The sequence below is a fragment of the Dokdonella koreensis DS-123 genome, from assembly GCF_001632775.1.
Classification (GTDB): domain Bacteria; phylum Pseudomonadota; class Gammaproteobacteria; order Xanthomonadales; family Rhodanobacteraceae; genus Dokdonella; species Dokdonella koreensis.
The window spans coordinates 1,860,034-1,871,147 of the sequence record NZ_CP015249.1 but is presented as its reverse complement, the minus strand read 5'-3'; the positions used below and the strand labels follow the sequence as shown (position 1 = coordinate 1,871,147).

Below are 11,114 nucleotides of genomic sequence, written 5' to 3'. Positions count from 1 at the left end.
TGCTCTACGCCGCGAGCGCCGCGTGCGCCTCCATCTGGTGGATGAAACGATCGAACAGGCCGCCGACATCGTGCGGACCGGGGCTGGCTTCCGGATGCCCCTGGAAACCGAATGCCGGCGCGTCGGAAAAGGCCAGGCCTTGCAGCGAACCGTCGAAAAGCGAGCGGTGGGTCGCCTTCACGTTCGGCGGCAGGCTGGCTTCGTCCACGGCGAAGCCGTGGTTCTGGCTGGAAATCATGACCTGCCCGCTGTCGAGATCGATCACCGGATGGTTCGCGCCGTGGTGGCCGAACTTCATCTTGACGGTGGCCGCCCCGGCCGCCAGGCCGAGCAACTGGTGGCCCAGGCAGATGCCGAACAGCGGAATCCCGGTGCGCAGCAGGTCGCGGACCGCGGCGATCGCGTAGGTGCAGGCCGCCGGATCACCGGGACCGTTGGACAGGAAGACGCCCTGGGGCTTGAGCGCCAGCACGTCCGGGGCCGGCGCGGTGGCAGGCACGAGGACGACCTCGCAGCCGCGATCGACCAGCATGCGCAGGATGTTGCGCTTGGCGCCGAAGTCGTAGGCCACCACGCGCCAGCGTGCCGGCGGACGCCGGAACTCGACCTGGTCCAGGTCGAAGCTGCCTTCGTCCCAGGTCCGGGTGCTGCTGACGCTGACCTCGCGTGCCAGGTCGGCACCATCCAGGCCGCCGAACGCCTGGGCGGCGGCGATGGCCGCCTGCGGGTCGGCCTCCGCACCGGTCATGATGCAGCCGTTCTGGGCGCCCTTGTCGCGCAGGATGCGCGTCAGCCGCCGGGTGTCGATGTCGGCGATCGCCACGATGCCGTTGCGGGCCAGGTAGTCGGAGAGGTTCTCCTCCGACCGCCAGTTGCTCGCCATCAGCGGAAGATCGCGGATCACCAGGCCGGCTGCGTGGGCGCGGTCCGATTCGGCATCGACCGCGTTGCAGCCGGTGTTGCCGATGTGCGGATAGGTCAGCGTGACGATCTGGCGGGCATAGGACGGGTCGGTCAGGATTTCCTGATAGCCGGTCATCGCCGTATTGAACACGACCTCGCCGACGGTTTCGCCGGCAGCGCCGACCGAGAGCCCGCGGAAGAGGCTGCCGTCGGCTAGCGCGAGGATGGCAGGGATAGTCATGCGTTCGCCTGTCGAGAAAATGTACAAGGTGTCTGCACCCTGAAAAAGCATCAGGTGCGGCATCGTCCCCGGGCTGGTGCCAACCAGTCCGTGGGCGGACAAGAAAAGGGGATCGAGGCGAACGACAATTCTAGGGTCGAGCCGGGCCGCTGTCCATCGAAGCCACCGCGCCGTGAAGCTACAATGGCGCCATGGTCACCACGATCGATTCCCCGGCAGCTGCCCACCTGCTCGATCCGGCCCGGCTCGACCGGCCCGACGTGGTCGTACGCCAGGAACCCTTCGCATTCCTGATCGCCGGCGCGCAATTGCCGGCCGGCGCCGCCGACGCGCTGGAGCGGGATTTTCCGCGGTATGGCTCGGCCGGCTTCTTCCCCTGGGAGCCGGACGAATGCGGGCCGGCGATCAACCAGCTGATCGGCGAACTGACGGCACCGGCGTTCGCCGACCACGTCGGTGCCCGGCTCGGCATCGCGGACCTCGGCACGCGCCCCAGCCTCGTGACGATCTGCCGCTACCTCAATCGCCGGCACGGGACCATCCACACCGACAGCCGGTCGAAGATCGCCACCGCCCTGCTCTACCTCAACCCGGACTGGCCCGACACCAGCGAGGGCTGCCTGCGCTTCCTGAACGGCATCGACGACATCGACGACCTGGTTCTGCCGGAGGTGCGTCCCGTCTACGGCAATTTCGTCGTGTTCCGGCGTGCCGACAACTCGTTCCATGGCCACCTGCCGCACGAGGGAGAACGCCGCGTCATCCAGGTCGCCTGGCTGACCAGCGAGAAGGAAAAGACACGCAAGACCCAGCGGGGCCGCTTCTCGCGCCTGCTGAAGCGGCTGCTGGGCAAGCTGGATCGCCGATTCGGCGCTGAACGCGATCGAAATGCCGCCCATCCACGCTGAATCCGTCGAATCGTTGGCATATTTTCCGCTGTTAGACTTTCGTAAAATGCGGTATCCTGCGCGAGACTGGAACACCGTTCTTTGACCGGTCGATTCGCGCATCGCGGGGAACTCGTACCGGGCGCGCGGGTCTGATCGATTTCTTCGCATCCGCCCCCACATCCGATCGATGAACCTGCGCTCCGCCAGCCTGCTCGTTGCCCTGTCGCTCCCTTCGCTGGGAATCGCGCAGTCGGCCGACGTGCCGGCGAGCATGCCGCCGGCCGGCGAGCTGATCGTGGATTCGCGGCTGGTGCCGGACCTTCCGTCGGTGCTGATGACGCCGGACACCCAGGTCGTACCGGTCTGGTCCGGGCCTGACGGCCGGCTGCTCGCACTGGTCAACCTGTCGCCGACCGCTGCCTCCACCCCGAGCTGGTCGTCCCCGGCCGCTTCGGGCATCGCGGCGGACTGGCGGATCATCGATGTTTCCAACCTGTTCTCGGGTGGCGCGCGCTGGCAGGGAAACCAGGGCTTTCACATCGACGCCCTGCTGAGCCAGCAGTCCTGGAGCCAGAGCCCCTGCGTCAGCAGCGGTACGGACTGCCTGCTTTCCGCGGAAACCACGTCGCCGTCCGCCGGCTGGACGCAGGGCGTGCTCGGCCTCGGCTGGACCTCCGACGGCGGCGGGCTGGACCTGTCCTACGGGCTTTCGTGGCTGCGTTCGAGCGAGTCCCCCGCGCTCTGGAATGCCAATCAGCCGTTCACGTACGGATCCGGCCTGTCGGCACTGCTTCGTGCCGAATCGGGCCCCTACCAGCTCGATTCGATGAACGGCCTGGTCGCCAATGCCCGCGTCCAGATCGGCCAGGGCGCCTTGCTGGACCTCGGCGCGAGCCTCGGCCGCAGCCGGCTCGTGCCGTTCGGCGGCGCGCCGTCCAATCTCAGCCTGCCCGGTCTCGACCTGCAGGAGACCAGCCTGTCCCTGGCCATCAGCAGCGGCAACCTGCGCGGGAGCATCATCGGCCGGACCGCGGTATCGCCCGATCCGCTGTTGACCGGCAAGCGCTGGACGACGTTCGACATCGGCCTGTCGTGGCGCACGCCGTGGCAAGGCGAGCTGATCCTGGGCACCCAGAGCCAGCTGACACCGGTCATCGATCCGAACGGACGCGATCCGGACGCGGCCCAGAACCGCGTCCCCTACGTGCAGTACCGCCAGGACCTTTGATCCGGCGGTGCAGTACCTGGCCGCGGTCGGCTGATCCGCGGCACACCGTCTGGCATCCCGCATTGCTGACCTGCGTCCCGGGCGAGTCGCCGCCCCGGCCCCACCGGTGGGATTGCCACAATTCGCGCAGTCGGTGAGCATAACGCTCTTTTCACGACCGCCGTTGCAATGCCGCCGACGTCCGACCCCATCCAGATACGCCTGGAGCAACTGCTTCGCGACTACGGTGCCCGCGTCCGTCGGCTCCTCCAGTCGCATGGCCTCGACCAGCGCGGCATCGATCCGGCCGACGTCGAACAGGAAGTCCGCATCCGTCTCTGGCGTGCCATCGAGCGTGACCGGTCCGCGGCCTTTCATGCGTCTTACATCCAGAGAGTCGTGGCGAGTGCTGTCGTCGACGCCCTGAGGCGGGCCGAGGTCCGAGCGGCCGAGCCGCTACCGGACGAAGACAGCGAAGCCAGCCCGCTGCCGGATGCCGCAGCGGGTCCTGACCGTCAGGCCAGCGACAGTGAACGCATGGACGGATTGGCGCGATGCCTGGCGGAGATTCCCGAACGCCGGCGCCTGCCGATCACATTGCACCTGCAAGGCTTTTCGTTGCAGGAAATCGCCGATGCGGTCGGAGTCTCGGCCGAAGCGGCACGGAAACTGGTTTCGCGCGGCATGGACGAACTCAAGACCCGCCTGCGCGATTGTGGACATGGTGAATTCGATGAATGACAACCGCCTGTCAGTCCTCTACCGCGAACTGACCGCCCGTACCGCGGGCCCGGCCAGCCTCGATGCCGATACGCTGGCCGCTGCCGCCACCGGCACCCTGCCTGCCGATCGGCGCGAGGCCGTCGCGAGCCGCCTGGCCGTCTCGCCGAGCGAGGCGGAGCTGGTACGCATGCTGGCCGTGCTCGAAGACGACTCCGAAGCCCTGGCCTGCGATCTCGCACGGCTGGCGCGCACGCACGGTCGCCGCCAGGGACGCCGCGAGCGCCACCAGGCCGCTCCGGCCCGGCCGTTGGCCGCCCCGCTGCGCTGGGCCGGCATGGCCGCCTGCCTGATGGCGGTGTTCGGCCTGTGGTCCGCGCAGCACATGGGACCGGGCGTCGGTTCCGGCACGTCCGCGCAGGCCGGGTACAAGGCCGACCGGATCTTCACGACCAAGGACAGCATCTTCGCCTGGTCCAACGGCGAAGGCGTCGCGCAGACCGAGCGCTCGGACCAGCTCTTCAATTCCGCCTTCAACGGCAGCTGACCCGGTCAGGGGCGAGCCGCCCCGAGACATGCACGTACTCGCAGGCCCCGGCGTCATCGCCGGGGCCTGCGTCGTTTTCAGGCCTGTGACGCGCCCAGAATGAGGCGATTGACGCGCTGGACGAAGGCCGCCGGATCGGCCAGCGTCGCACCGCCGGCCAGCTGTGCCTGATCGAGCAGCACCTGCGCCAGATCGGCGGCTCGCACCGGATCCGCTTCGTTCTCGAAACGCTGCAGCAGCGCGTGTGCGGGATTGATCTCGAGCACCGGCTGGCTCGCCGGCAGCTCGTGGCCGGCCTCGCGCAGCAAGCGCTGCATGTGCAGCGCCATGTCGTGCTCGTCGAGCACCAGGCAGGCCGGCGAATCGGTCAGGCGATGACTGACGCGCACGGCGTGGACCTGCTCGCCCAGCAGCTGCCGCAGCCGCTCGACCAGACCGGCCGATTGCTCCTCGAGCTGCTTGCGCTCCTCGGCATCGGCACCGCCGGCCTGGCCGAACTCGCCCTTGGCGACATGGCGCAGCTTCTTGCCGCCGAATTCCGGCAGGTAGCCGACCATCCATTCGTCGATCCGCTCGAACATCAGCAGCACTTCGACGCCACGGGCCTTGAGCGCCTCGATCTGGGGGCTGCCCTTGGCCGCCGCATAGGAATCGGCCGTCACGTACCAGATGACGTCCTGGTCCGCCTGCATGCGTCCCACGTAGTCCTCGAGCGATACGCTCTTGTCCGCTCCCTCGCTCCGGGTCGAGGCGAAGCGCAGCAGCTTGGCGATGCGGTCGCGGCTGGCCGCGTCCTCGACGATGCCTTCCTTGAGCACGTTGCCGAACTCGCGCGTGAACTGCGCGAACTTCGCCGGCTCGTCCTTGGCCAGCTTCTCGATCAGATCGAGCACCCGCTTGACGCAGGCGGCCCGTATCTGCGACACGAGGCGGTTGTCCTGCAACAGCTCACGACTGACGTTGAGCGGCAGGTCGTCCGAGTCGATCACGCCGCGGACGAAACGCAGCCAGCCCGGCAACAGCTGTTCGCCGGCATCCATGATGAAGACGCGGCGGACGTAGAGCTTCAGCCCCTTGCGTTCGTCGCGCCCACCGAGCATCGCGTCGTAGGGCTGGCGCTCGGGCAGGTACAGCAGGAGCGTGTAGCTCTGGTTGCCTTCGACCCGGTTGTGCGTCCAGGCCAGCGGGGCGTTGAAGTCGTGCCCGAGCGACGTGTAGAAACCCTGGTAGTCGGCGTCGGAAAGCTCGGCCTTGGGCCGCATCCACAGCGCCGAGGCCTGGTTGACCGCCTCGGGCGCGCCGTCGGGCTTGCCGTCCTTGGACGCCGGCATGCGGATCGGGAACGCGATGTGGTCCGAGTAGCGCGCGATCAGGTCGCGCAGCTTCCAGCCGTCGAGGAACGCCTTCTCCTCCTCCTTGAGGTGGAGGACGATCTGCGTCCCGCGTTGCGGGACGGGCAGCGTCTGCACGGCATACTCGCCGGTACCGGCCGACTCCCAGCGCACGCCCTGGTCGTCCGGTGCGCCGGCGCGGCGCGTCGTCAACGTGACCTTGTCGGCCACGATGAACGCGGAGTAGAAGCCGACGCCGAACTGCCCGATCAGGCGGCTGTCGCTGCGCGCGTCGCCGGAAAGCGCATCGAGGAACTTGCGGGTGCCCGAGCGGGCGATCGTCCCGATGTTCTCGATGACCTCCTCGCGGCTCATGCCGATGCCGTTGTCGGTCAGCGTCAGCGTCCCCGCATCGGGGTCCCAGGACAGGTCGATGTGCAGGTCCGCATCGCCTGCGAGAAGCCCGGGGCTGGCCAGCGCATCGAAGCGCAGCTTGTCCAGCGCGTCGGAGGCATTGGAAATCAGCTCGCGCAGGAAGATTTCCTTGTGCGAGTAGAGCGAGTGCGTGACCAGGTGCAGAACCTGGGCTACTTCGGCTTCGAAACGCCGGGTTTCGGCGGTGGCGCTCATGATGGGCGGTCTCCTCCCGTTACGGAATCTGCCGCGCGTATGAGGGCGGGAAAGCCGGCTTTCAATCGGTCTCTAAAAGAACAAACCGGCCGCCATACGGCGGCCGGTTTGCGACGAGGAGCACAGACGCGACTCGATGCTCCAAGACGTGGATCAGGCCTGCTTCTTGCTGTGCGCGCTCAGGTCTTCCTTGATGCGCGCCGCCTTGCCTTCCAGGCCACGCAGGTAGTACAGCTTCGCGCCGCGGACCTTGCCGTGGCGCTTCACGACCACCGAGTCGATCGTCGGGCTGTGCGACTGGAACACGCGCTCGACACCGGTGCCATGCGAAATCTTGCGAACCGTGAACGCCGAATTGAGGCCGGCATTCTTCTTGGCGATGACGACGCCCTCGTAGGCCTGGACGCGCTCGCGGTTGCCTTCCTTGACCTTGACGTTGACGACGACCGTATCGCCCGGCGAGAACGCCGGCAGCGTGCGGGTCATCTGGGCGGCTTCGAACTGCTGAATGATGTTGCTCATGACACTCACCAAAGTATGATCGTTGTAGATTGTTTCAGTCAGTCAGGCCTCGTGCCCGCTTCTGTCTGATCCCTTGCCGCCTCGTGTTCCCGGCGAAACTCGTCCAGCAATCGTCGCGACTCGGCGTCCAGCTCCGTCCGCGCCAGCAGGTCCGGACGACGCAGCCAGGTCCTTCCCAGCGCCTGCTTGCGGCGCCAGCGCCGGATCGCCGCGTGGTCGCCCGACAGCAGCACCGGCGGGACGTCCCCCAGCGCGCCGCGAACCGGCCGCGTGTAGTGGGGACAATCGAGCAGGCCGTCCGAGAACGAGTCCTGCTCCGCCGACTGCGCGTCGTTCAACGCACCGTCCTGCAACCTCCCGATCGCATCGATCAGTACCGCCGCGGCCAATTCTCCGCCCGACAGCACGTAGTCGCCGATCGAAACCTCTTCATCCACCGCATGAGCCAGCAGGCGCTCGTCCACGCCCTCGTAGCGCCCGCACAGCAGGACCAGACGCGGACCGCGTGCGAACTGCGCCACCTTGGCCTGCGTGAGCCGCACTCCCTGCGGACTCAGGTATACCGTCCTGACCGGTCCGTCGCCGTCCTGCGCCCTTTCGAGCGCGGCCTGCAAAGGCCCGATCATCATGACCATGCCCGGGCCTCCGCCGCACGGACGGTCGTCGACCGTGCGATGGCTGTCCGTGGCGAAATCACGCGGATTCCACGTACGGACCGCCAGCAAGCCCCGCTCCTGCGCCCGCCCGACGACACCGGAACGGAGGCAGTTTTCGATCAGTTCGGGAAAAAGCGTGACGACGTCGATGCGCATCGCGCCCTTGCCCACACCCTCAAAAATCCGGATCCCAATCGACCACGATGCGTCGTGCATCGAAATCGACATCCTTGACGAATGGCCCCGTCACGAACGGAATCAGCCGTTCCTTCTCACCGTCCCTGACGAACAGGACGTCGTTCGCGCCGGTCGCGATCAGATGCGACACCGTGCCCAGAACCGTCCCATCCACCGTGACGACGGCGAGTCCTTCCAGATCGACCCAGTAGTACTCGTCCTTCCTGGGCCGTGGCAGGACCGAGCGCAAGACCCGGATTTCCGCCCCGATCCAGGAGGCCGCCTCGTCGCGGTCGGCGATCCCGGGCAATTCGGCCACGAGGCCCTTGCCCTGTTCGCGCCCGCGACTGCCGTGGAATTCCTTCTCGGCAGACGCCGTCTTCAGCAGCCACGGCTGATAACGGAAGATCTGCATCCTCGGCTCGGTCCACGACTCCAGGCGGACCCAGCCCTGCACTCCGTAGAGCCCGACGATCCTGCCGAGCAGGATCTGCCGGTCTTCCGTCACGCTGCTCAGGCCGCCGGCTGCGCCGCCGACTTGGCAGCTTCCTTGTACAGCACCTTGACCCGCTCGGTGAGCTGCGCGCCCTTCTCGACCCACTGCTTGACGCGGTCGGTATCGATCTGCAGGCGGACGTCCTTGCCTGCGGCGATCGGGTTGAAAAAGCCGACGCGCTCGATGTTGCGGCCGTCGCGCGCATTGCGCTCGTCGGTCACGACGATGTGATAGAACGGCCGCTTCTTGGCGCCGCCACGGGACAGGCGAATCTTGACCATCGTAAGTCTCTGAATTCTTGAGAAATAAAAGTTTCGGACCGGAACGGCTGGCCCGCGCCGGACCGCGGGGCGACCAAGCGAGCCGCATATTCTAGCCGAAACCGGAAAAAATGAAAGCCCGCCGCGGAGTTAGGCGGCCCGCGACGCGGCCGGGCAAACCGGCCGCCCGGTACGGCGTCCTACCGCGGCGGCATCAGCCCGTTGCCGCCCATGCCGCGCATCGCGCCCTTCATCTGGCGCATCAACCCCTTGATACCGCCGCTGCCGAGCTTGGCCATCATCTTTTCCATCTGCTGGTACTGCTTGAGCAGGCGGTTGACGTCAGCCGGCTGCTGGCCGGAACCCCGCGCGATGCGGGCGCGCCGGGACCCGTTCAGCAGGTCCGGGTGGCGCCGCTCCTTCTTCGTCATCGAGTTGATGATCGCGATCATCCGGTGCACTTCCTTGTCGTTGACCTTGGACTTGACCTGGTCGGGCAGCGAGCCCATGCCCGGCAGCTTGTCGATCAGCGACGCCATGCCGCCCATGTTGACCATCTGCTCGAGCTGGTCCTTCATGTCGTTGAGGTCGAAGCGCTTGCCCTTGATGACCTTCTCGGCGAGCTTCTGCGCCTTCTCCTGGTCGACCTTGCGCTCGACCTCCTCGACCAGCGACAGCACGTCGCCCATGCCGAGGATGCGCTGCGCGACGCGATCGGGGTGGAACGGCTCGAGCGCGTCGGGCTTCTCGCCGGCCCCCATGAACTTGATCGGCCGGCCGGTGATGTAGCGGACCGACAGCGCCGCGCCACCGCGGGCGTCGCCGTCGGTCTTGGTCAGCACGACACCGGTCAGCGGCAGCGCCTCGGAGAAGGCCTTGGCCGTGTTGGCTGCATCCTGGCCGGTCATCGCGTCGACGACGAACAGCGTCTCGACCGGGTCGAGCACGGCGTGCAGGGCCTTGATCTCGTCCATCATCGCCGCATCGATGTGCAGGCGGCCGGCGGTATCGACGATCAGCACATCGGCGAAGTTCCTGCGGGCCGCGTCCACGGCCGAACGCGCGATCGCGACCGGATCGTCGGTCCCGCTGGACGGGTGGAACAGCACCTCGACCTGCTCGGCGAGGGTCCGCAGCTGCTCGATCGCCGCCGGGCGATAGACGTCGCAGCTGACCACCATGACCTTCTTCTTGCGCCGCTCGCGCAGGAAGCGCGCCAGCTTGGCCACCGTGGTCGTCTTGCCGGCGCCCTGCAGGCCGGCCATCAGCACGATCGCCGGCGGTGCGGCCGCCAGGTTGAGATCCGCGTTGGCGGTGCCCATCAGCGCGGTCAGCTCGTCGCGGACCACCTTGATCAGCGCCTGCCCCGGCGTCAGGCTCTTGAGGACTTCCTGCCCGATCGCGCGCACCTGCACGCGCTGGACCAGCGCCTGGACGACCGGCAGGGCGACGTCGGCCTCCAGCAGGGCCACCCGCACCTCGCGCAGGGACTCGCGGATATTGGCTTCGGTCAGGCGACCGCGGCCACGCAGGCGCTCGACCGTGGAGGAAAGGCGCTGGCTGAGGGATTCGAACATGGCAAGGGGCAGGACGGCGGGAAAAACGGCCCGGCAGTATATCCCAGCACCGGCACCGCTTCGGCGTCCGCATTCCGGCCGAAGCAGCGCTGTGCGACACTCGCCGCATGCCCACATCCCTGCTCAGCGCGTTCGCGATCGCCGACTACGTGATTGCGGCGGTCCTGATCGCGCTGCCGATCGCGCGGCTGCCGGCGCCGGCGCGCGGCATCGGGCTGCTGCTGGCGACGCTGGCGGCGGTCGTGCACGCGACGCTGATCTTCGGCATGCACCGCGGCGGCCTGGACCTGCACTTCTTCGCCGCGCTGTCGCTGGCCGGCTTCGGCGTGGCGGCGCTGACGCTCCTGGTCAACCTGTTCCGCCCGGTGGCCGGACTCGGCGTCATCGTGTTCCCGCTGGCGGCCGCCCTGCTCGCGATCGACGTCTTCCTGGCACCGGAGACCCGGCCGCAGCCGCTGGAGTGGCAGATCACCCTGCACGCGGGCTTCGCGCTGCTGGCCTACAGCCTGCTCAGCATCGCCGCCCTGCTTGCGATCCTGCTCGCGCTGCAGGAACGCGCCCTGCGCCGGCGCCTGCTCGATTCGGGCCTGATCCGCGCCTTGCCGCCGCTGACGCTGACCGAATCGCTGATGTTCCGGCTGATCGCGGCCGGCTTCGCGTTCCTGACCCTCACCCTGGTCAGCGGCGTGCTGTTCGTCGACGACCTGTTCGCGCAGCACCTCGTGCACAAGACGGTGCTCTCGATCGCGTCCTGGCTGGTCTTCGGCCTGCTGCTGTTCGGCCGCTGGCGCTGGGGCTGGCGCGGCCGCCGCGCGGTGCGCCTGACGCTGATCGGCATGGTGGTGCTGCTGCTGGCGTTCTTCGGCAGCAAGTTCGTGCTGGAGCTGGTGCTCAAGCGAACCGGCTGAGCGCCGGCCGAGCGATCGCGGGGCCGCCTTGCGACCGATACCGGTACAC

At 67.7% G+C, this 11,114-nt stretch carries 12 protein-coding genes; 5 read left to right on the top strand and 7 right to left on the bottom strand.

What is annotated here, in order from left to right; genetic code table 11:
• Nucleotides 1-4: 4 nt before the first annotated feature.
• Nucleotides 5-1,144, bottom strand: coding sequence for a glutamine-hydrolyzing carbamoyl-phosphate synthase small subunit (gene carA, locus I596_RS07500; RefSeq protein ID WP_067645989.1), 1,140 nt, complete (start codon nt 1,142-1,144; stop codon nt 5-7).
• A gap of 191 nt (nt 1,145-1,335) precedes the next feature.
• Here carA and I596_RS07495 point away from each other — a divergent pair, with 191 nt between their 5' ends.
• From I596_RS07495 to I596_RS07480, 4 genes are all read left to right on the top strand, one after another.
• The gene (locus I596_RS07495; protein WP_067645987.1) at nt 1,336-2,052 is read left to right on the top strand and encodes a 2OG-Fe(II) oxygenase family protein; all 717 of its coding nucleotides are present in this window, start codon (nt 1,336-1,338) and stop codon (nt 2,050-2,052) included.
• 169 nt (nt 2,053-2,221) lie between these two features.
• Nucleotides 2,222-3,262 (top strand): hypothetical protein, encoded by a 1,041-nt coding sequence (locus I596_RS07490; RefSeq protein WP_067645985.1) that lies wholly within the window; start codon nt 2,222-2,224, stop codon nt 3,260-3,262.
• 168 nt (nt 3,263-3,430) lie between these two features.
• Nucleotides 3,431-3,982, top strand: coding sequence for an RNA polymerase sigma factor (locus tag I596_RS07485; protein ID WP_067645983.1), 552 nt, complete (start codon nt 3,431-3,433; stop codon nt 3,980-3,982).
• On the top strand, nt 3,975-4,508 hold the full coding sequence (locus tag I596_RS07480) for a hypothetical protein (RefSeq protein WP_067645982.1): 534 nt from the start codon (nt 3,975-3,977) through the stop codon (nt 4,506-4,508). The genes I596_RS07485 and I596_RS07480 overlap by 8 nt, the downstream gene beginning before the upstream one ends.
• A gap of 77 nt (nt 4,509-4,585) precedes the next feature.
• On the opposite strand, the gene htpG is transcribed toward I596_RS07480, so the two are convergent.
• The 6 genes from htpG to ffh form a co-directional block, all read right to left on the bottom strand.
• Nucleotides 4,586-6,469, bottom strand: coding sequence for a molecular chaperone HtpG (gene htpG / locus I596_RS07475; RefSeq protein ID WP_067645980.1), 1,884 nt, complete (start codon nt 6,467-6,469; stop codon nt 4,586-4,588).
• Nucleotides 6,470-6,622: 153 nt separating this feature from the next.
• A complete protein-coding gene (gene rplS, locus I596_RS07470) occupies nt 6,623-6,991 on the bottom strand; it encodes a 50S ribosomal protein L19 (protein ID WP_067645978.1) in 369 nt (122 codons plus the stop codon).
• 38 nt (nt 6,992-7,029) lie between these two features.
• The gene (trmD, locus tag I596_RS07465) at nt 7,030-7,803 is read right to left on the bottom strand and encodes a tRNA (guanosine(37)-N1)-methyltransferase TrmD (RefSeq protein WP_067645976.1); all 774 of its coding nucleotides are present in this window, start codon (nt 7,801-7,803) and stop codon (nt 7,030-7,032) included.
• A 19-nt stretch (nt 7,804-7,822) separates the two neighbouring features.
• A complete protein-coding gene (rimM, locus tag I596_RS07460; RefSeq protein WP_067645974.1) occupies nt 7,823-8,332 on the bottom strand; it encodes a ribosome maturation factor RimM in 510 nt (169 codons plus the stop codon).
• A gap of 5 nt (nt 8,333-8,337) precedes the next feature.
• Nucleotides 8,338-8,601, bottom strand: a complete 264-nt coding sequence (gene rpsP / locus I596_RS07455; RefSeq protein ID WP_067645972.1) for a 30S ribosomal protein S16 — start codon at nt 8,599-8,601, stop codon at nt 8,338-8,340.
• Nucleotides 8,602-8,780: 179 nt separating this feature from the next.
• Nucleotides 8,781-10,157 carry a signal recognition particle protein gene (gene ffh, locus I596_RS07450; RefSeq protein ID WP_067645970.1) on the bottom strand — a complete coding sequence of 459 codons (1,377 nt, stop codon included), beginning with the start codon at nt 10,155-10,157 and terminating at the stop codon, nt 8,781-8,783.
• Nucleotides 10,158-10,264: 107 nt separating this feature from the next.
• On the opposite strand from ffh, the gene I596_RS07445 reads away from it, so the two are divergent.
• Nucleotides 10,265-11,065, top strand: a complete 801-nt coding sequence (locus tag I596_RS07445; protein WP_067645968.1) for a cytochrome C assembly family protein — start codon at nt 10,265-10,267, stop codon at nt 11,063-11,065.
• The last annotated feature ends 49 nt before the right edge of the window (nt 11,066-11,114 follow it).